Genomic DNA, 19,895 nt, shown 5'->3' on the forward strand with positions numbered 1-19,895 from the left:
TTGCGGACCGGCCTGGACGTTCTCCGTTCGGGAGATGGAGACCACGGCCGGCGCGCCGGGGCAGCGGTGACCACCGCGCCCGCACCTCGTCCACCGGCATGTTTCCCCCTGCCGCGGCGCCCATGCGGGCGAGGCCGGCGGGTGAGTGTGAGGGGCGGGTGAGCGATACTCGTCGGATGCGGATCGACGAGCTCTCCCCTGACGGCTCCCTCGGTGAGGAGCTGCTGACGTTGCAGCGCGCCGCGTACGCGGTGGAGGCGGAGATCATCGGCGACGACCGGATCCCGCCCCTGCACGAGAGCCTGGACGAGCTGCGCTCGAAGCCGCTGCGCTGGCTGGGCGCGGTGGACGACGACGGACGGCTGGCCGGGGCCGTGGCCTGGGCGGAGACGGCCCGGGAGGTGGACGTCGACCGGCTGGTCGTCCATCCTGGCGCGCACCGGCGCGGCGTCGCCAGGGCCCTGGTCAAGGAGGTCATGACCAGAGCGGGTGAACGCCCGGTCGCGGTGTCCACCGGCCGCGCCAACCTGCCCGCCCGCACGCTCTACGAACGGCTCGGGTTCGCGCTCCGGGGCGAGGACGAGGTGATCCCCGGGCTGTGGGTGGTCCACTACGCCTTTCCCGGCTGAGCCACCGACAGCGGCCTGTCGTAGACGCCGATCCGCCACGGCCATGGCGACCGATACGCCGCTGAAGTCGCGACCAACGCACCACAAACCGGCCGACCAACGCGCCACGTACCCAGCGACCGATGCGCCACGTGCCTAGCGACCGATGCACCAGAATACTTGCGACCAGCGCACCACAGATTTAGCGACCAATGCGCCACAACTCATGCGACCAACGCACCACACGGGGGGCCTGTATGCGATGCTTCTCCCATGGTCAGCCCTCCTCTCGGCAGGGTGGTGCCACGGCATGCGGAGCGAGCCGTGGTGGAAGCCCTGACAGACACTCGTGTGGTTCTGGTGAACGGCGCGCGGCAGTGCGGCAAGAGCACTCTCGTCCGGCAGGTCGCCAAGGACAGAGCCATGGAGTGGCGCGATTTGGACCTCGCGTTGACGCGTCAAGGCGCCCTGGCCGACCCAGACGGCTTTGTCGACTTCCCCGACATGCTGGTCATCGACGAGATCCAACGGGCGCCCGAGTTGCTGCTCGCCATCAAGGCTCAGGTCGATGCCGACCCTAGGCCAGGCCGCTACCTGCTGACCGGCTCTTCACGCGTCCTCGGCCTCCGGGCGTTGCCTGACACCCTTGTCGGACGGATGGAGACCATCGAGCTCTGGCCTTTCTCTCAAGGGGAGATCGACAGCACCCCCGACGGCTTCATCGACACGATCTTCAGCCAGGGCGCCGGCCTGCGCCACACCTCTGAGATCTCACGAATGGACTATGCCGAACGCATCATCCGGGGCGGCTTCCCTGAGGCCGTGGCCCGCGCGAGCGGGCGACGGCGACAGCGCTTCTTCGACTCCTACGTGGGAGACCTGATCGCGCGAGACGTGAGTCAGCTCACGGAGATCGAACGGCCAAGCGATATGCGGGCTCTGGTGCGCCTGCTCGCCGCGCGTTCCGGCCAGCTACTCGTAGGTCGGACCATCGGTAGCGATCTGGGACTTCCCGGGACCACGACCAACCGGTACATCAGCCTTCTGGAAGAGGTATTCCTGATCAAACGGGTGCCTGCGTGGTCGAGAAACCTCAGCAATCGCGCCGTCCACACCCCCAAAGTCGCTTTTGTGGATTCCGGTATGGCGGCCAACCTGCTCAGCGCCGACGCGCGCGGCCTCGTCCGGCCCGGAGGGGTGTTCGGCCCGCTCCTCGAAGGTTTCGTCCTCATGGAGCTCGCGCGTCAGCTCACGTGGGCCGAAGAACGAGCCGAGTTGTTCCACTACCGGACCAAGGACAAGATCGAGGTGGACGCGGTTCTGGAGAACCGGCAGGGCCGGGTGGTGGCCATCGAGGTGAAGGCGTCCTCCACTGTGCGCCCCGACGACTTCGCCGGCCTCCGGCACCTTGCCGAACGGCTGGGCGATGACTTCGTCGCGGGAATCGTTCTGCACACCGGCTCCCAGACGCTTCCGTTCGGAGACCGCATGCTGGCCATGCCGGTCGGTGCGCTGTGGGAGGTCGGCCAGTGAGGTGGTCACGATCCGGCGGGGCACCCGCCGGATCGTGGGTTACGCCTTCTCCTGCTGAGCCTGTTCCAGGGCGGGCCAGAGGGCTTCGGGGATCGGTCGCCGCCAGAGGGCCGCGTTGGCGGTGATCTCCTCGGGGGCGCGGGCGCCCACCACGATCGAGGCGACCGCCGGGTGGCGCAGCGGATAGGCCATCGCCGCCTGCGGGAGTGTCACGCCGTACGACTCGCAGATGGCGGCGAGGCGCCGGGCCCGGTCGAGCAGGGGCGCGGGGGCGGGCCGGTAGTCGAAGGTGCCGGATGGGGTCGGCGTGGCCAGCAGGCCGCTGTTGAAGACCCCCGCGGCGAGCACCCGGACCCCGCGCTCCGCGCAGGCGTCGAGCAGCGGGAGGCCCGAGCGGTCGAGCAGGGTGTGACGCCCGGCGAGCATGACCAGGTCGATGTCGGTCTCCTGGACGAACCGCAGCGGCGTCCGCCACTGGTTCATGCCGACGCCGATGGCCTTGACCACGCCCTGGGCGCGCAGCTCGGCCAGCGCCGGGTAGGCCTGGGTGAGCGCCTGCTCGATGTGCTCGTCCGGGTCGTGGATGAGGGCGATGTCGACGGACGGCACGCCGAGCCGGGTCAGCGACTCCTCCAGGGAGCGCAGTACGCCGTCGCGGGAGAAGTCCCATCGGCGCTCGAAGTCGGCGGGCACGTCGAAGCCCTCGTCATCGCGGCCGTGACGGCCGTCCCTGCCGGCTGGGACGAGCAACCGGCCGACCTTGGTGGAGAGCAGGTAGCCGGACCGGCCGGCGAGCGCCGCTCCCAGGCGGCGTTCGGCCAGCCCGAGCCCGTAGTGCGGCGCGGTGTCGAACAGCCGGACGCCGCCGTCCCAGGCGGCGTCGACCGTGGCGCGGGCCTGCTCGTCGGTCACCGCCTGGAACAGGCCGCCGATCGGGGCCGTGCCGAGCCCGAAGCGGGGCAGCTCGATCGTCACGTCAGCTCCCAGACCAGCGTGAGCCCGCCCGTGCCCTTGTCGAAGTCGCCGTCGAGCAGCTGGTTCATCCGCCGCTGCCAGGCCTGGTCGGCGGGGTGGTCGCGCAGGGCGGCCTGCAGGGCGGCGTAGTCGTCGACCTCGACGAAGTGGAACAGGTCGAGGCCGTCGCGGTAGATCCGCCAGGAGCGCAGGCCGTGCTCGCGCATGGCCTGCTCCAGCTCGGCGGGGACGCTCGCGTGCTCCCGGTCGTAGATCTCCTCGCAGCCGGGCTTCAGCCGGGTGCGGAGCGCGAGTCGTTGCATCAGTCCTGCGCCTTCCCACCCGCGACCCGGCTGATCATGAGGGCGACCAGGATGATGAAGCCGTAGACGACCGGCTGCCAAAAGCCCGAGACGCCCTTGAGGGTGAGGATGTTCTGCACCAGGCCGATGACCAGCACACCGGTCAGGGCGCCGAGGATGGTGCCCTTGCCGCCGTCCATGCTGACGCCGCCGATGACGGCCGCGGCGAACACCATGAAGATCCAGCCCACGCCCTGGCCGGAGCCGACGGCGCCGAGGCGTCCGGTCTCCAGCACGCCGGCGAGCGCGGCCAGCATGCCGCCCAGGATGAACACGCCCCACAGCACCCGGTCGACCCGGATGCCGGCGGCGCGGGCGGCGTCGGAGTTGCCGCCGATGGCGTAGAGGGAGCGGCCGACCCTGAAGTAGCCCAGCCCCACCATGCCCGCCACGAACAGCACGCCCGCGATCCAGACGGAGGCCGGCAGGCCGAGCCAGGTGGCGCTGCCCAGGTAGAGCATCGACTCGGGCAGCTCGAACAGCGTCTTGCCCTCGGTCGGGCCCAGCTGCAGGCCGTGCACGATGATCTGCATGGCCAGCGTGACGATGAACGCCGACAGCTGGAACTTAATGATCAAAAATCCGTTGACCGCCCCGATCGCCGCGCCGACCAGCAGGCAGAGCGGGATCACCAGCATGCCGGGCAGGCCGAGCCCGAACCCTCCGGCGGTCGCCGGGATCACCAGCATCACCGCGAGGGCCGGGGCCATGCCGACGGTCGACTCCAGCGACAGGTCGAACTTGCCGGAGATCAGGATCATCGCCTCGGCCAGCACCAGCAGCGAGATCGACGCCTGCTGCTGGAGCACGTTCGTGAGGTTGCCCGTGGTCAGGAAGATCGGGTCCAGGAACGCGCCCACGATCAGCAGGAGCACGATCACGGGCACCAGGGTCAGGTCACGAAACCTGCCCAGCCGCAGCCTGGGGGCGGGCGCAGTCAGTGTGGTCACGGTTGAATGCCTTCCATAACGGCCACGAGCTCGTGGTCGGTCCAGCCACGTGGCACGTCTTTCACGATCCTGCCGTGGAACATCACCAGCACGCGGTCGCAGATGCGCAGGTCGTCGAGCTCGTCGGAGACCACCACGGCCCCGGCGCCCCGCTCGACCGCGTCCTCGACGGCGCCGAGGAGGGCCTGCTTGGCCTTGACGTCGACGCCGGCGGTCGGGTTGATCACGACCAGCGCGGCCGGGTCGTCGACCAGCGCCCGCGCGAACACCACCTTCTGCGCGTTGCCGCCGGACAGGTCGCCGACGGGCTGGTCGGGCCCCTCGGTCTTGATGTCGAGTTCCTTGATGAGTTGTACGGCCTTGCCGCGCCGCTTCGCCGGCGAGACGGTGCCGAACCGGCCGAGCCTGCGGGCGATCGGGATGGTCGCGTTCTCGCCCACGGACAGCAGCGGGACGAAGCCCTCGTGGTGCCGGTCCTCGGGTACGAAGCCGAGCCCGGCCTTGAGCGCGGCGGGGACGTCACCCGGCTTGACCCGGGCGCCGTTGACGACGACCGTGCCCGAGTCGGCCTTGCGGAGCCCGACGAGGGTCTCGGCCACACCGACCTTGCCGCTGCTGGCGGAGCCGGCCAGGCCGACCACTTCCCCTGACCTGACGGAGAGGTCGACGTCCTGGTAGCGGCCGGCCAGCGTCAGCCCCGCCGAGGACAGCACGACCTTCTCTCCCGGCGTACGGGTGCGGGACTCGTACGCGACCGTGGCCTCGCCGGTCATCGCCGTGACCAGGTCGTCGTGCGGCAGGTCGGCGACCGGCCGGGTCAGGACGTGCCGGGCGTCGCGGAAGACCGTGACGCTCTGGCAGATCTCGTAGACCTCGTCCAGGTGGTGGGAGATGTACATCATGGTCACGCCCTGCTCGCGCAGCGCCCGCATGCGGACGAACAGGCGCTCGATGGCGGGGCCGTCCAGGCGGGCCGTCGGCTCGTCGAGAATGATGAACCGCGCGCCGAACGACAGCGCGCGGGCGATCTCCACCAGCTGGCGCTGCTCGACGTCGAGGTCACCGGTGAGCGCCTCGGCGTCGACGTCCACCTCGTAGGTGGCGAGCAGCTCGCGGGCCCTGGCCCGCAGCGCCCTCCATTTGATCATCCCGCTGTCGGTCTGGCGGTTGAGGAACAGGTTCTCCGCGACCGTCAGGGTGGGGATGATCGTGGGCTTCTGGTAGACGCAGGCGACCTGCCGTCGCCACGCGTCCCGGTCCGCCAGGGCGGGCGCCGCCTCTCCCGAGAACAGCACCTCGCCCGCGTCCGGCCGCTGGAGCCCGGTGAGGATCGACACCAGGGTCGACTTGCCCGCGCCGTTCCTGCCGAGCAGCGCGTGGGTCTCGCCTTCGGCGATCGCGATGCTCGCGCCGTTCAACGCCACAGTCGAACCAAAGCGTTTCACGACATTTCGGGCTTCAACATGATTTTTCATTACTTGACCTGGTTGCCCCAGAGAGCCGGGTCGTCCACGTTCTCCTTGGTGACCAACGGCGAGGGCAGCTGGTCCTCAAGACCGTTGGGCAGCTCGATGATCGTGCTGCCGTGGTCCGTCGGGCCCGGCTTGAAGGTCTTGCCCTCCAGCGCCGCCTTGGCGTAGAAGATCGCGTACTTCGCGTAGAGGTCGGCAGGCTGCGACATCGTGGCGTCGATCTCACCCTTGCGGATCGCCTCGAACTCCTGTGGGATGCCGTCGTTGGAGACCACGAAGATGTGCTTGGGGTCCTCCGGCGCGACGAGCAGGTTCTTCTGCTTCAGCACCTGCAGCGTGGGCGCCAGGTGCACGCCGCCGGCGTGCATGTAGACGCCCTTGACGTCGGGGTGCTGCTCCAGGCGGGTCTGCAGCATGGACGCGGCCTTGCTGCCCTCCCACTCGGTCGGCTCGTTGAAGACCGTGATGCCGGGGAACTTCGTCTTCATGCACTCGCCGAACGCCTCGGCGCGGTCGCGGCCGTTGATCGAGCTCAGCGCGCCCATCAGCTGGACGACCTTGCCCTTGCCCTCGAGCTTCTCGCCGAGGAACTCACAGGCTCTGGTCCCGTACGCCCGGTTGTCGGCGCGTACGACCATGTAGACCTTGCCCTTGTCGGGCCGGGTGTCGACCGACACGACGGGGATCTTCTTGTTCTCCAGCGTCTTCAGGGTGGTGGCGATGGCGCCGGTGTCCTGCGGGGCCATGATGATCGCCTTGGCACCCTGGCCGGACAGCGCCTGGACGTTGTTGACCAGCTTGGACACGTCGTTCTGGGAGTTGGTCGCCTGCATCAGGTCGGCCTTCAGCTCGCCGGCCATCTGCGGGACGTACTTCATGTAGGAGTTCCAGAAGTCGGAGTCGGCTCGCGGGTGGTCGACGCCGATCTTCCCTCCACCGCCTCCTTCGCTCGCCGTCGGGGTGCTGTCACCACACGCGGCGATGACCGCCAGGAGGGCCGCGCCTGCGACCACGGAGCCGATCTTCATCGTTGGGGGTTACCTTCCTCGTCGGGCCGGCACCCCGCGCGGGGGCGACCCTGAAAATGTGATGTCTCAGCTGGTGGGCCGGAGCCTGAGCCCCTGCATGCCACCGTCGACCGCGAGGGCGGTGCCGGTGGTCGCGCCGGCCTCCGGACCGGCCAGGTAGGCGATCGCCGCGGCGACCTCCTCCGCGCTGACCAGGCGTCCCATCGGCTGTCTGGCGTTCAGCGCCTGACGTTCAGCCTCGGGGTCGTCGGCCTTGTCGAGCAGCCTGCCGATCCACGGCGTGTCGGCCGTGCCGGGGTTGACGCAGTTGACCCGGATCCCCTCGCGGACGTGGTCGGCCGCCATCGCGAGGGTGAGCGACAGCACCGCTCCCTTGGTCGCGCTGTAGAGCGCCCGCGCGGGCAGTCCGGCGGTCGCCGCGATCGAGCAGGTGTTGACGATCGAGGCGTGCTCCGACCTGCGGAGGTACGGCAGGGCCGCCCGGCTGACCCGGACCATGCCGAGCACGTTGACGTCGAACACCCGCTGCCACTCGCTGTCGGGGTTGTCCTCGACCGTGCCCTGTGCGCCGATGCCCGCGTTGTTCACGAGCACGTCGATGCCGCCGAGCCGCTCGGCGGCCTCCGCCACCGCCGCCCGCACCGCGGCGTCGTCGGTGACGTCGGCCCGGATCCCGACGAACGGCTCGCCGGGCGGGTCGAGGTCGAGGCAGGCCACCCGCATGCCGCGCTCGGCCAGCAGTTTCGCGGTGGCCAGGCCGATGCCTGAGCCGCCGCCGGTGACGATCGCTCTGAGACTCATGCGTCCTTCCAGACCTCGCCACCCGGGAAGCTGTGGGCGGCGATCGACTCGGGGTGCATTTCCGCGCTGAAGCCCGGCGCGGTGGGGGTGACGTACCTGCCGTTGTCGATGACGACGGGGGTGACGAAGTGCTCGTGCAGGTGATCGACGTACTCGATCACCCGGCCGTCCGTGGAGCCGCTGACCGCGACATAGTCGAACATCGACAGGTGCTGCACCAGCTCGCACAGCCCGACGCCGCCCGCGTGGGGGCAGACCGGGATGCCGAACCTGGCCGCGAGCAGCAGGATCGCGATGTTCTCGTTGACCCCGCCGACTCGTGCGGAGTCTATCTGCAGGTAGGAGATGGCTCCGGCCTGCAGCAGCTGCTTGAACACGATCCGGTTCTGCACATGCTCGCCGGTGGCGATCGGAACGGGCTTTACGCCCTCGGCGATGGCGGCGTGGCCGAGCACGTCGTCGGGGCTGGTCGGCTCCTCCACCCAGTGGGGGTCGAACTCACGCAGCGCGCCGATCCACTCGATGGCGGAGGCGACGTCCCAGCGCTGGTTGGCGTCGATCGCGATCGGGAAGTCGGGCCCGCAGACCTCGCGGGCCACGCCGAAGCGGCGGCGGTCGTCTTCGAGGTCGGCCCCGACCTTGAGCTTGATCTGGCCGAATCCCTCGTCCAGGGCCTCCTTGCAGAGCCGCCTGAGCTTGTCGTCGTCATATCCGAGCCAGCCCGGGGAGGTGGTGTAGGCGGGGTAGCCCTCGGCGCGCAGGCGGGCGATCCGCTCCTGCTTGCCGTCCTCGGCCCGCCTGAGGATATCCAGGGCCTGCTCCGGGGTCAGCGCGTCGCTCAGGTAGCGGAAGTCGACCAGGCCGACGATCTGCTCGGGCGTCATCTCCGACAGCAGCAGCCAGACCGGCTTGCCCTCCCGCTTGGCCCGCAGGTCCCACAGGGCGTTGACCACGGCCGAGATCGCCATGTGCATGACGCCCTTCTCGGGCCCCAGCCAGCGCAGCTGCGAGTCGTCGACCATGTCCTTGTAGAGCGCGCCGAGGTCCTCGACGTCCCTGCCGATCACGTACGGCTCCAGCGCGCTGATGGCGGCGGTCTGCACGTCGTTGCCACGGCCGATGGTGAACGCGAACCCGTGCCCCTCGAACCCGTCGTCGGTGGTGAGCACCACGTAGGCGGCCGAGTAGTCGGGGTCGGGGTTCATCGCGTCGGAACCGTCGAGGTCGCGCGAGGTGGGGAACCGGACGTCGTGCGTCTCCATCCGCACGATCCGGTAGCCGAGAGCCGTCATGCCTGGCCCACGGTCTGCCGCTGCCGCCCGAGCCCCTGGATCTCCAGCTCCATCACGTCGCCGACCCGCAGGTAGGGCTGCCCCGGCAGGCCCATGGCCACCCCCGCCGGGGTGCCGGTGTTGACCACGTCGCCCGGCTCCAGCACCATGAACTGGCTCAGGTAGCGGATGATCTCGGCGACGTCGAAGATCATGTTCTTGGTGTCGCCGTCCTGCCGACGCTCCCCGTTGACCCAGAGCCTCATGGCCAGCGCCTGCGGGTCGGCGACCTCGTCGGCGGTGACCAGCCAGGGCCCCAGCGGGTTGAACGTCTCGCACGACTTGCCCTTGTCCCACTGGCCGCCGCGCTCCAGCTGGAACTCGCGCTCGGAGACGTCGTTGGACACCGCGTATCCCGCGATGACGCCGAGCGCCTCCTCCCGGCTGCCGAGGTAGCGGGCCCGGCTGCCGATGACGACGGCGAGCTCCACCTCCCAGTCGGTCTTCACGCTGCCCCGGGGCACCAGCACCTCGTCGTACGGCCCGATCATGGTGTCGGCGGCCTTCATGAAGACGACCGGCTCGGCGGGCGGTTCGGCGCCGGACTCGGCGGCGTGGTCGCGGTAGTTGAGGCCGATGCACACGATCTTCCCGGGGCGCGCGATGGGGGCGCCGACGCGCAATCCCTCGGCGTCGATCACGGGCAGCGCGTCGCGCTCCAGCGCGTCGTGGACGCGCGCCACTCCCCCGGAGGCGAGGAAAGCACCGTCGATCTCGGGCTCCCCGAGGTCGCGCAGGTTTCCGGCGGCGTCCATCACCACCGGCCGCTCCTGGCCGACAGGTCCTACTCTCAGCAGCTTCACACCGCATCCCCACCGTCATACATCGGATGTCTCAGCCCCCGATGCTGCTGCCCCGCCGTAACGATGTCAATACCCCAACACTGGAAACATCGGACCAGTGAGACTTTTTACCGGAGTCCCTGTACGTGCAGCACCCGGAGGGTCTCCACCAGGAGAAACGACGTCCCGCCTGCTCACGGCGCATATCGCGGCGTCTGACGGCGAGCTGTTCGTGACCCGCCAGAGACCCGATGACTCGAAGCAGTCGCCGCCTGCGTGGTGACACGATCTTCGATGAAGGCGGTACCGCGAGGGGTGGAGGCCCGTAGACCAGGAGGGGTAGCGCGAAGTTCAAGTGCTGAGCTGATGGCAGCCGGGGTTCAGGAGCCTTTACTGGGTGCACCGAACCCCTGCGGAGGTTTCATGAGGATCAAACGCGTTCTGGTCGTCCTGGTGACGGCCATGGCCACCCTGGCCCCCGCCGCCGACGCGCAGGCCGCCGACCTGTCGTGCGGGAACAACATCTGGCCCTACAACTTCCCCGGAACCAACGACTGGGTGGCCAAGAAGTCGGGCCCGAGCGGCTACGGCTGGGTCCACCTCTATCGCAAGAACACCAACCGGTACGGCTGGATCTACTGGGTGTGGGGCGATCAGCTCCGCGGCGGCGACACCGTCTCGCTGGACTGGACCTACCAGGGTGTGGTGAAGAACTGCCACGCCACCGTCCCCAGCGGGGGGTACGACTCGGTCACGTCAGCAGCGGTCAACGAGGGCACCGAGGGTCGCTACTTCAGCGGCTGCGTCAAGACCACTTCCTGGGCTTGCACCTCCTGGGGCAACAGCAGCGACCCGGGCCCGGAGTGGGATCTGGACTAGGCGGTCACTCAGGGCCGGGACGCGGGTTGCGGCGAGGTGTGACCAACCCGTAGTCGTAGGCCAGGGCCACCGCCTGAGCACGGCTCGACACGCCCAGCTTGGCCATCAAGCGATTGAGGTGGGTCTTGACGGTGGCCTCAGAGATGTGAAGGTGATCGGCGATCTGGTGGTTGGACATGGTCCGGCCGACGAGGTGGAGCACTTCCGCTTCGCGAGAGGTCAGGTTCTGCGGCGCCGGCCGCGGTGATGGGTTCGCGAACGCCTCCACCAGCAGTTTGGTGGCGGCGGGCGAAAGAAGGGTGTCGCCCCTCGCCACCGTGTGGATGGCGGCCAGCACCCGCTCCGGCGGGGTGTCCTTGAGCAGGAACCCGGCGGCCCCCGCACGCAGCGCGTTGTAGACGTACTCGTCCAGATCGAAGGTCGTCAGGATCAGCACCTTGGGCTGCGGGGCGGTCACGTCGGTGAGGATCTGCTCGGTAGCGGCGATGCCGTCCATGCCCGCCATGCGGATGTCCATCAGGATGACGTCGGGCCGGGTCGTCAGGGCCAGCTTGACCGCCTCCTCACCGGAGGCCGCCTCGCCCGCGACCGTCAGCCCCGGCGCGGCCCGGATCAGCGCGGCCAGGCCGGCGCGGATCAGGATCTGGTCATCGACGACGAGCACGGAGAGCATGCGCCAAACCTTCAACAGTCGGGCGGCCCTGGCCGCCGCGGGAATGGAATGGTGGCCGTGACCGCGGACCCGCCCGCGAGAGGGGGGCCTGCTTCGAGAACGCCTCGGTACAGCTTGACCCGTTCTCTCATGCCGATCAACCTATGACCATGAGGACCGCTCACCGGCGTCGCCGGTGAGCAGCCCTTGATGACGATGATCACGCCCTATCCGAGCGAAAGTGGGACCATGAGCACGCATCCCCGATTCCGCCGCACCACCGTCACCGTGCTGGCACTGGCCGGCCTCCTCGCGAACGTCACTCCCGCGTATGCCGCCGCAGCGGACTCGCTGGGGCTCTCCTGCGGTCCCAACAACGGCGCCGGCCTCAACCCCTACGCCTACGTGCCGCAGAGTGAGCGCGTCCATGTGGCTCGGCGGGGCTACGACGACGGATCGACCGAGGTGGTCAACCTGTATCGCAGCGAGAACATCGAGTACAACGGCGCACGCATCTGGTGGGTGTGGGGCACAGGTCTCTCCGCCGGCGACAAGATCTCGCTGGACTGGTCCGACGACGGCACCCATTCCTGGTGGGCCTGCCACGGCACCGTGACTGCCGGGCACACCACGTGGAGCACGCGTGCCGTCGACAAGGCGGGCAGCCGCAAGTTCCGAGCCTGCGTCAAGCCGTACAACCGGCCCTGGGCCTGCACGTGGGGCTGGCACCCCTAACGGCTGTCACGGATCGGTCCACCTCAGGGTCGCCTCGACCCGGAACCCGCCGCCGGGCAGCGCACCCGCCCGCATCGTGCCGCCGAACATCTCGGCGCGCTCCCGCATGCCGATCAGGCCGTGCCCGAACCGACCTGCCTCCATCCCGTGATCGGCGCTGCCCACACCGTCGTCGGTGACCTGAATGTGCAGCCCCTCAGGGACGTACCGGAGTAACACCTCGGCGCCGGCATCCTTCCCGGCGTGCTTGAGCGTGTTGGTCAAGGCCTCTTGCACGATCCGGTACGCGGCCACCCCCGCCTCAGCCGGAACTTGACGGGCCTCGCCTTCGATCTGTAGCCGTACCTCGATCGGCAGCCACTCAGCCAGAACGTGGATCGCGTCGATGCCGGGCCGCAGGGCCATCGGGCCCTCCCGCAGAAAGCCCAGCAGAAACCGTAACTCGGCCAGAGCGGTCCGGCCCGCGTGCCCGATCGCCTCAACGGCCGCGCTCGCACTGACCTTGTCATCGTCCAGCAGCGCGGCGTTCGCCCCTGCCGACTGGATCACCATGGCGCTCACGTTGTGCGCCACGATGTCATGCAACTCACGGGCGATCCGCATCCGCTCCTCGGCCAGCGCGGCCTGCGTCCTGCTCGCCTCCTCGCGGACCACCGCGCGGGCCACGGCCTCCGCCTCCGATCGCCGCAGCCTCCCCAGCCCCCACGCGGCGAAGCAGGTCACGAACGACACCACGTACAGGTCGTCAGGAGGCGCGGGCAGCGGGAACGGCAGCGGCCCCGTCCACATGCGCACGACGGTCAGTGCCGCGGGCAGCAGCGTCCCGCCCAGGAACAGACCCGTCCATGCGGAGGACGTCCACCGCCCACCGGTGTAAAGCACGAGCATCAACGCGGTCGGCGTGCTCAGCTCCGACCACGCGGCGTTCCATTCAGCCCAGATGTCCCACCGGCCGCCGATGAACCACAACGTCCACACCAGCGCCAGCACCGGCACCGGGTACCGGCGCCGCCAGGCCAAGGCCGCATACGCCAGTAGGTCGCCGTAGAACGTCAGGGGCAGCCGCTCGGGATGGGCGATGGTCTGGTCGCTGTAGGGCACCTCCACCAGGAGGAACGCGCACGCGATCGCCGCCAGCAGCGCATCGGCCAACTGGGGGTGATCACTCCACCAATCCAAGGCCCGCCGCATCATGATCTTACGCTACGGCCCTGGCCTTGACCGCGCCACGGGCGGGCGTACCGCAGTGCACGCTCGGGCGCTCCAGAACAGGCGGCGGTTGACGGCGACGGTGTAGCGTAATAGAACACGTTTCAGTACGGTCTCAACCAAGCGTTTGATCAAATCGCCTGAGGTGAATGTCTGTGCGGATCGACCTCGTCGACCAGGACCAGTACGCGGATTCCGGACCGCCCCACGAGCAACTCCGCTGGCTACGCGAAACCGACCCCGTGCACCGGCACGACGGCGATCCGCCGTTCTGGGCCGTCACCCGCTTCGACGACGTGGTCCACGTGTCGCGGCACTCCGAGCTCTTCTCCTCCCATCGACGGCTGGCGTTGTTCAACGAGATGCCGGAGGAGCAACGCGCGCTGCAACGGATGATGATGCTCAACCAGGACCCGCCGGAGCACACGCGGCGGCGCTCGCTGGTCAACCGGGGGTTCACGCCTCGCACGATCGGCGCCCTCGAACAGCACATCCGCGACATCTGCGATGACCTGCTCGACAAGGCCTCCGGTGAGATCGACTTCGTCACCGAGATCGCGGCCCCGCTGCCGCTGTACGTGATCTGCGAGCTGCTCGGCGCCCCGGTCACCGACCGCGACAAGATCTTCGGCTGGTCCAACCGCATGATCGGCACCGAGGACCCCGACTACGCCGACTCCCCCGAGGAAGGCCAGGCGGCGGCCATGGAGGTCTACGCCTACGCCAACGAGCTGGCCGCCCAGCGCAGGGCCAACCCCAGGGACGACATCGTCACCAAGCTCATCCAGCCCGACGAGAAGGGCGAGACACTCGACGAGAACGAGTTCGACCTCTTCGTCCTGCTTCTGGTCGTCGCCGGCAACGAGACCACCCGCAACGCGGCCTCGGGCGGCATGCTCGCCCTCTTCGAGCACCCGGAGCAGTGGGAGCGCCTGGTCGCGGACCCGGGGCTGGCCGCCACGGCCGCCGACGAGATCGTCCGCTGGGTCTCCCCCGTCAACCTGTTCCGCCGCACGGCCACCCAGGACCTGACCCTCGGCGGCAAGCAGATCCGCGAGAACGACAAGGTGGTCGTCTTCTACTCCTCGGCCAACCGCGACGCCTCCGTCTTCACCGACCCCGAGGTCTTCGACATCGGGCGCACCCCCAACCCGCACATCGGCTTCGGCGGCGGCGGCGCCCACTTCTGCCTCGGCAACCACCTGGCCAAGCTGGAGCTGCGCATCCTCTTCGAGCAGTTGGCCCGGCGCTACCCCCGCCTGCGCCAGACCGGCGAGGTCCGCCGCCTGCGCTCCAACTTCATCAACGGCATCAAGGAGCTGCCCGTCGTCATCGGTTAGTCGCCGGTCGGGGCATCATCGCGAGGGCCGAGACGGGCGACCGGAATCATGCGGTGTCCGCATGGTCAGCACTGCCTGAACACGCGACAGGTCATGGCCAGCGCACCTCCGGGGTGCGTTCCACGAACTGCGCGTACTGCTCGAACGCCCGCTCAACCTCCGCCCGGTCGCTTCTGTGGAGCGGTAAGAGCGGCTGAACGGCGATCTGTACCCGGCTCTTCGCGAGGGTGCGTTTCCAGGTGGCCACGACCCGGCCGGCGCGTACCACGGTGGACTGGAAGACCCCGTTGTTGCCGGGGATGATGGCCGCCTTGTGCTCGTCGGCGACCATGAGCGAGCGATCCTTGTAGCCCAGCAGGTATTCGTCGAACCCCGGCAGCACGAGCACCTCGTCGTCGCCGGCCAAGGGAAGGGCGGTGTCGAGGAGCGCGGCGTCGAGGTATGTCTCCACCCCTTGGACGGTCACCCGGGCCAGCGCGTCGCCGGCCACGGCGATGCCGCGTTTGGCGTCGGCCGCGGTCAGGCCGGTCCAGCCCGCGAAGTCCTGCCGGGTGGTCGGCCCGCGGCCGCGGAAGTATCGCAGGGCGATGGTGCCCAGCGCCTCGTCGCGCTCTGGCCGGTGCGGGTCGGGGACCCACTCGTCGAGCAGCACGAAGCTCTGCTCCTTGCCGATGTTGGGGGCGATGCACAGCAGGCCCCGATGGCTGGCGTACGACAGCAGGTGGTAGCCGCGCTGGCCACTGGTGTCGATGCCCTTGCCGGCCAGCACGGCCAGGCACTCCGACCGGCTCAGCCGCCCGCCGCCGGCCAGGGCCGCGCCCAGCACCTCCATGGCCTGAACGGCGGTCTCCTCCGAGAGACCGAGTTGTTCGCGCTGCCTCGCCGCGCCCTTCAGCACCCGGACGCCCATCAATTCGAGCATCCAGCGGGCGTCGCGGGACGGGACGAAATGGATGGTGCCGCGCATCGGCCACGTGCGCAGCGCCTCACGCCGCTCCAGCGCGGCGGTGACGTCGGCGGCGGTGTATCCGGGCAGTCGGGCGCCGAACGACCACAGACCGCTGGCCAGGTCTTGCGCCTGCATCGCCCCAAGCCAGGTCACCACCTCGGCCACGCCCGTCGCCCGCTCGGCGCCGCCGGGCGACGCTCGTAGCAGCAGGCTGGACATCCGCAAACCGAGCACCTGTTGGGGGGTGAGTTCCACCGGTCAACCGTATCCTTCGCCACCGACAATCCGACGATGTGATCAGGTGGCGGGGCAGCGGCGGCCGGCGTGCCGGTTCGGCGAGCAGCACACGACGCCGCAGGTGACGAAGCGTCCGCCGCGCAGCCAGATGCCCCACTGCACGTCCACCCCGTGGGTCAGAGACTCCCACGCGAGTTCGAGCCGCAGGTCCAGCCCGATCCGCGCCTCGTCCTCGGCGCGCAGGAAGTACGGTTCGGCGGCCCGGTAGCGCTCGGCCAGCCAGTCCAGCGCCTCCTCGACGGAGGCCGGGGAGGCGTCGATCCGGGAGCGGGACTTCAGCAGCCAGTCGCACGTCCGCATCGGCGGCAGCGCCGAGGCCAGGAACGGTCCCGGATCACCGGACGGTGGGGGCGGGCGGCGCTCGGCCTCTTTACGCCGGTCGTCGCCGACTCCCGTCCAGGAGTAGCAGTGGAGATGCACTCGGGCTCCTCGGGCGAGGCGTGCTCGCGGAAGGCTGCTCTTACAGTGGTGTGCGGCCCCTGCCTGCGTGCATCGGGCAGGGGCCGCCGTCTCTCGCGGGTGCTACGAGAGGCTGGTCAGGCCCGCGGCGCGCAGCTCGTCTCCGGTGAACCGGAGCGTCCCGGCGTCCGGGTTCTTGCTGTCGCGCACGGCGAAGGCGTCGGCCGCGCCGGGGATCGCGGCGATCTCGACGCAGCTCTCCTGCTCCTCCTCCTGCTGGTTGCCGCCGCACAACCGGCGGTAGCGCGCTCCCGCGAGGTCCCGCTCGTACAGATCGTTCATCTCGGCCTTCCTTCTCCAAGTCGTCCCGCCCGTACGGGGGTGTGCGGGCGGGTCTTACGGGCGGGCGGCCTGAACCCCTGGGTGTATGTCAGACCGCCCGCGACCCCGCCGGCCGAGCGACAACCGACCGGCGGGGCGGCTCATCGGGCCTGGCCGGCGAGCAGGCGTCGCCACCATTCGTGCGCTTCCTCGCGGCGCCACCGCTCAGCCGTCCAGGACACGGGCGGCACGCCGGGGCGGGCAAGGGTCCGCCGGCGGATCTGGTAGACGCCGCCACAGGAGACCAGCTCATAGGCGGTCATCCGGCAGGAGCAGGTGTACGCGACGACCCGGCCGGGCCCAAGGCTCTGCTCGATCCACCACAGCGCCGTGCCCCCGGGGCGGGGCACGGCCGGATGCGGCGAGATCTCCGGGCAGTCCTCGTCCGTGAGGACATCGGGCGGAGCGAGAACAACGGCGGACGCGGTCATCTGGCGTCCATATGGCCGGGCACGTCTGCTCCGCCATGCCCTCCTGCGCCGCGATGACCCGGCACAACTCCACCAGGTCGTCGGCGTCGACCGTACGGTGCGCGCCCGCGTCCTCAACGACCCGGGGGAACGGTCGCTCGCGCGTCGCCCACAACCGTCCGGCGTCGCTGCGCATGATCCGCCATCCGGCGAACACCGGACGAGCGGCGTCTACAGCCTTATCGTGTCTCATGGGTCAGGACCACCATCCTGATCAAGGGGTCCGTACGGCGGTTCCAGCGCCTACGGACCCCGGCTTCGGTCGCTTCACCTCCGATTACAACAGCACGTAATCCTTTGATCACAGGTGCGAGCAGGGGACACTAAGGGTGGTCAGAACGTCCCCAGGTCTGACAGCGAGGTGCTCACGATGGTGACTGAACTTCCGGCATGGGCCGTACGGCTACGCGCCGAGCGGCGCAGCCGATTGTGGAGTCAGAAAGAGATGGCCCGCCGTCTCGTCGAGGCCGCTGATGATGAAACGCGCAAGGGTCTGCCCGCACGGGAGACGATCGTTCGCCGGATCAAGGCGTACGAAGCCGGCCACAACCAGCCGCGTGATCCATACCGACTGCTGTACACCCGGGTATTCGGGCTCAGCGAAGCCGAGTTGTTCGACATGTCGCAGGCTCCGTGGCGCCCGCCCCTTGACGATGTCCTCGCCAAGTTGCCTGACAGCGATGCCCTCACCCCGCTCCCCGCCCGGACTGGGCGGCGCATCGGAATGAGCACCATCGCCGATCTGTCCGCGAGAGTTCATCGCCTGCGGCTGGCTGACGACGTGCTGGCCGGCGGCGACCTTTTGCAGCCCGCGCTCCGCGAACTTGACGCCGCTACACGCCTCCTTCGCGAAGCCATCTACACCGAGCACACAAGCCGCGCGCTGCTCGGCGTGATCGGGGAACTCGCGCAGATCACTGGATGGATCGCCAGTGACGCCGGACGACATGAACAAGCAGCCACCATCTATCTACTTGGCATCCGCGCCGCCCAGGAGGCCAGGAACGGCACCCTGGAATCAAATCTCCTCGGCTCCTTGGCCTATCAGACAGCCAACCTCGGCAACCCTCAGGAAGGGGTGACGCTTGCCCGCGCGGCACTCGACGCGGCCGGACCACACGCGCCGACGCGGGCGCGTGCTCTTGCCTGGGATCGCGTCGCCTGGGCATATGTCCAAGTCGAGGAAACTGAGCCTGCCATGCGAGCGCTGGGTGAGGCCGGGGCCGCCCTTGAACAGCATGGCGGCGAGGACGAGCCCGCGTACTTGTACTGGGTGGACGCGAGCGAGCTGAAGATCATGGAGGCACGTGCCTATACCGAACTGCGCCGACCGCTTCGCGCAGTGCCGCTACTCACCGACGTGCTGGAACGTTACGACGCTACTCACGCCCGCGAGCTCGCCCTGTACCTATCGTGGCTCGTCGTCGCGCTCGTGGATGCCAACGAGCCGGAGGAAGCGGCTCGTGCCGCCTGGCGAATGTTCGACCTTTCGAAGAACGTGGCCAGCGACAGAACAGCGCGTCGTCATCGTGTCGTTCTCGACCGGCTTGCGCCTTACCGGGACGTACCGCAGGTGCGGGAAGTGATAGAGCGCGGTCGATGAGGAGTTGCACTCCGAGACAAAGCGCAGCTTCCCGTACGGGTGCGGATGCTGGCCGAAGGCAAGCTCGTCTATAGGCCCAAGCTGGCCGAAGCGCAGCCGTTCTACCTCCTCGCCCCAGCGGCGCTGACCGTGCCCGCGATCGAGGACGAGTCCAGCAGGTCGCCACAACCGTGGCACGCAGAGTCGACGTGGAGGAGCATGAGGGCGCAGGGCGTGTCTACAAGACTGAGACACTCACCAATAACTTCTCGGTGAAGCGCGTCAATCTGAGTCAGAACCGTTCCGCCGGAACAAGCCTGAACTGGTTCTACTGGCGCTATCGCGTTCTCTATGATGATCCATTCTGGAACATCATCACAACAAACGGCGTCATGCCTAAATTCAAATAGCAGCAAGAGGCACGAAAGGGTATGCCCTTTCGCGCCTCTTCGGCCCACTCAAGGAAGACATCACGAATGGATGTACAAGCAGAATTTATTGAGGAAGCCTGCCTGCTTTATATCATTGAAGCGGATCCCGAAGCAGTAAAGGGATTGCTCGAAGCGCGGCGTCTGCGGCTGGATCGGTATGAACCTCTGTCGGACGGCATCACCCTTAGCGATTGGTCAGAGGACCCAAGGCTTGTTGTAGTGAATAAGTGGGGACGAGGCGCTTTGGCCTCGGAGGTGAACGGCGGCTGCCGTGGCGCCCAGCCTGAGATGCTAGCGAAGATAGCTGACGCAGGATATGAGGCTGTATCGGTATGCTGGCAAGGTCGGAGTATACCTGGATGGGGCGGTTGGCGTCGGTTGATCGCGTACGTGAAGAATGGCCACCTAGCCGTGGCGTTCGATCCCAGGCGGCACTCGAATCGCATCGGTTGGGATCTTGTCGCGCTCGATTCGCAGCTGCATGGTCTGGACTGGGAAGCGGACCGTCGTCATGCTGCTCTACTTTTACTGGAGCGATTTGCTGGCGCTGAGCTTTTTGAGCGCTTCATACGAGGTGGTCATGAACCGGGTGACTTTTCTATCATCGAGCAGCCTCCGCGGCCGCTTGATGACGGCGCCTTGCGGGCATTCCTGAAGCCACCCGCTACCGGCGCCTAGTACGGCAGCCGCCATTCGTTAGTTGACCTGGAGATAGGCGGTGGTCAGGCGGGCTCGGTGATGGAACCAGCG

At 68.5% G+C, this 19,895-nt stretch carries 22 protein-coding genes; 8 read left to right on the forward strand and 14 right to left on the reverse strand.

Translation table 11 applies throughout. The features are described from left to right. Positions 1-176: 176 nt before the first annotated feature. Both AC5L3X_RS05695 and AC5L3X_RS05700 read left to right on the forward strand, forming a co-directional pair. The gene (locus tag AC5L3X_RS05695; protein WP_494855536.1) at positions 177-629 is read left to right on the forward strand and encodes a GNAT family N-acetyltransferase; all 453 of its coding nucleotides are present in this window, start codon (positions 177-179) and stop codon (positions 627-629) included. A gap of 303 nt (positions 630-932) precedes the next feature. Next, on the forward strand, positions 933-2,141 hold the full coding sequence (locus AC5L3X_RS05700; protein WP_494855537.1) for an ATP-binding protein: 1,209 nt from the start codon (positions 933-935) through the stop codon (positions 2,139-2,141). A 39-nt stretch (positions 2,142-2,180) separates the two neighbouring features. Here AC5L3X_RS05700 and AC5L3X_RS05705 read toward each other — a convergent pair whose 3' ends face one another. The 8 genes from AC5L3X_RS05705 to AC5L3X_RS05740 form a co-directional block, all read right to left on the reverse strand. After that, positions 2,181-3,116, reverse strand: a complete 936-nt coding sequence (locus AC5L3X_RS05705) for an aldo/keto reductase (protein ID WP_494855538.1) — start codon at positions 3,114-3,116, stop codon at positions 2,181-2,183. Beyond that, complete coding sequence (locus tag AC5L3X_RS05710; protein WP_189123263.1) at positions 3,113-3,418, reverse strand: L-rhamnose mutarotase; 306 nt, start codon at positions 3,416-3,418, stop codon at positions 3,113-3,115. The genes AC5L3X_RS05705 and AC5L3X_RS05710 overlap by 4 nt, the downstream gene beginning before the upstream one ends. Further along, positions 3,418-4,407, reverse strand: coding sequence for an ABC transporter permease (locus tag AC5L3X_RS05715; protein ID WP_225262374.1), 990 nt, complete (start codon positions 4,405-4,407; stop codon positions 3,418-3,420). The genes AC5L3X_RS05710 and AC5L3X_RS05715 overlap by 1 nt, the downstream gene beginning before the upstream one ends. Beyond that, entirely contained in the window at positions 4,404-5,831 is a 1,428-nt protein-coding gene (locus tag AC5L3X_RS05720) for a sugar ABC transporter ATP-binding protein (protein WP_225262372.1), read from the reverse strand. The genes AC5L3X_RS05715 and AC5L3X_RS05720 overlap by 4 nt, the downstream gene beginning before the upstream one ends. Before the next feature lie 50 nt (positions 5,832-5,881). Further along, positions 5,882-6,907 carry a sugar ABC transporter substrate-binding protein gene (locus AC5L3X_RS05725; protein ID WP_494855540.1) on the reverse strand — a complete coding sequence of 342 codons (1,026 nt, stop codon included), beginning with the start codon at positions 6,905-6,907 and terminating at the stop codon, positions 5,882-5,884. Positions 6,908-6,973: 66 nt separating this feature from the next. Beyond that, complete coding sequence (locus tag AC5L3X_RS05730; RefSeq protein ID WP_494855541.1) at positions 6,974-7,708, reverse strand: SDR family NAD(P)-dependent oxidoreductase; 735 nt, start codon at positions 7,706-7,708, stop codon at positions 6,974-6,976. Further along, positions 7,705-9,000 (reverse strand): L-fuconate dehydratase, encoded by a 1,296-nt coding sequence (locus AC5L3X_RS05735; RefSeq protein ID WP_494855542.1) that lies wholly within the window; start codon positions 8,998-9,000, stop codon positions 7,705-7,707. The genes AC5L3X_RS05730 and AC5L3X_RS05735 overlap by 4 nt, the downstream gene beginning before the upstream one ends. Next, positions 8,997-9,842 carry a fumarylacetoacetate hydrolase family protein gene (locus tag AC5L3X_RS05740; RefSeq protein WP_494855544.1) on the reverse strand — a complete coding sequence of 282 codons (846 nt, stop codon included), beginning with the start codon at positions 9,840-9,842 and terminating at the stop codon, positions 8,997-8,999. Before AC5L3X_RS05740 ends, AC5L3X_RS05735 begins: the two co-directional genes overlap by 4 nt. 402 nt (positions 9,843-10,244) lie before the next feature. On the opposite strand from AC5L3X_RS05740, the gene AC5L3X_RS05745 reads away from it, so the two are divergent. After that, entirely contained in the window at positions 10,245-10,700 is a 456-nt protein-coding gene (locus AC5L3X_RS05745; protein ID WP_494855545.1) for a hypothetical protein, read from the forward strand. 4 nt (positions 10,701-10,704) lie between these two features. Here the strand turns inward: AC5L3X_RS05745 and AC5L3X_RS05750 are convergent, their stop codons facing one another. After that, complete coding sequence (locus AC5L3X_RS05750) at positions 10,705-11,373, reverse strand: response regulator (protein WP_494855546.1); 669 nt, start codon at positions 11,371-11,373, stop codon at positions 10,705-10,707. Positions 11,374-11,601: 228 nt separating this feature from the next. Here AC5L3X_RS05750 and AC5L3X_RS05755 point away from each other — a divergent pair, with 228 nt between their 5' ends. Next, positions 11,602-12,087, forward strand: a complete 486-nt coding sequence (locus AC5L3X_RS05755; RefSeq protein WP_494855547.1) for a hypothetical protein — start codon at positions 11,602-11,604, stop codon at positions 12,085-12,087. Between the two features lie 6 nt (positions 12,088-12,093). Here AC5L3X_RS05755 and AC5L3X_RS05760 read toward each other — a convergent pair whose 3' ends face one another. Continuing rightward, on the reverse strand, positions 12,094-13,281 hold the full coding sequence (locus AC5L3X_RS05760) for a sensor histidine kinase (RefSeq protein ID WP_494855548.1): 1,188 nt from the start codon (positions 13,279-13,281) through the stop codon (positions 12,094-12,096). Positions 13,282-13,445: 164 nt separating this feature from the next. On the opposite strand from AC5L3X_RS05760, the gene AC5L3X_RS05765 reads away from it, so the two are divergent. Beyond that, a complete protein-coding gene (locus AC5L3X_RS05765) occupies positions 13,446-14,636 on the forward strand; it encodes a cytochrome P450 (protein ID WP_494855549.1) in 1,191 nt (396 codons plus the stop codon). Between the two features lie 91 nt (positions 14,637-14,727). Here the strand turns inward: AC5L3X_RS05765 and AC5L3X_RS05770 are convergent, their stop codons facing one another. The 4 genes from AC5L3X_RS05770 to AC5L3X_RS05785 all read right to left on the reverse strand — a co-directional run bounded on the left by AC5L3X_RS05770 (position 14,728) and on the right by AC5L3X_RS05785 (position 17,093). Further along, positions 14,728-15,840 (reverse strand): winged helix DNA-binding domain-containing protein, encoded by a 1,113-nt coding sequence (locus AC5L3X_RS05770; protein ID WP_494855550.1) that lies wholly within the window; start codon positions 15,838-15,840, stop codon positions 14,728-14,730. Positions 15,841-15,882: 42 nt separating this feature from the next. Continuing rightward, the gene (locus AC5L3X_RS05775; RefSeq protein WP_494855551.1) at positions 15,883-16,302 is read right to left on the reverse strand and encodes a hypothetical protein; all 420 of its coding nucleotides are present in this window, start codon (positions 16,300-16,302) and stop codon (positions 15,883-15,885) included. 102 nt (positions 16,303-16,404) lie between these two features. After that, the gene (locus AC5L3X_RS05780; protein WP_494855553.1) at positions 16,405-16,623 is read right to left on the reverse strand and encodes a DUF397 domain-containing protein; all 219 of its coding nucleotides are present in this window, start codon (positions 16,621-16,623) and stop codon (positions 16,405-16,407) included. A 140-nt stretch (positions 16,624-16,763) separates the two neighbouring features. Further along, positions 16,764-17,093, reverse strand: a complete 330-nt coding sequence (locus AC5L3X_RS05785; protein WP_494855554.1) for a hypothetical protein — start codon at positions 17,091-17,093, stop codon at positions 16,764-16,766. Positions 17,094-17,502: 409 nt separating this feature from the next. Between AC5L3X_RS05785 and AC5L3X_RS05790 the strand changes: the two genes are divergently transcribed. The 3 genes from AC5L3X_RS05790 (at position 17,503) to AC5L3X_RS05800 (ending at position 19,823) form a co-directional block, all read left to right on the forward strand. Then, complete coding sequence (locus tag AC5L3X_RS05790; protein ID WP_494855556.1) at positions 17,503-18,735, forward strand: NsdA family TPR-like regulatory protein; 1,233 nt, start codon at positions 17,503-17,505, stop codon at positions 18,733-18,735. A gap of 188 nt (positions 18,736-18,923) precedes the next feature. Further along, entirely contained in the window at positions 18,924-19,124 is a 201-nt protein-coding gene (locus tag AC5L3X_RS05795) for a hypothetical protein (protein WP_494855558.1), read from the forward strand. Between the two features lie 66 nt (positions 19,125-19,190). Continuing rightward, positions 19,191-19,823 carry a hypothetical protein gene (locus AC5L3X_RS05800; RefSeq protein WP_494855559.1) on the forward strand — a complete coding sequence of 211 codons (633 nt, stop codon included), beginning with the start codon at positions 19,191-19,193 and terminating at the stop codon, positions 19,821-19,823. Positions 19,824-19,895 lie beyond the last annotated feature (72 nt).

This window comes from Nonomuraea sp. CX421 (assembly GCF_059358955.1).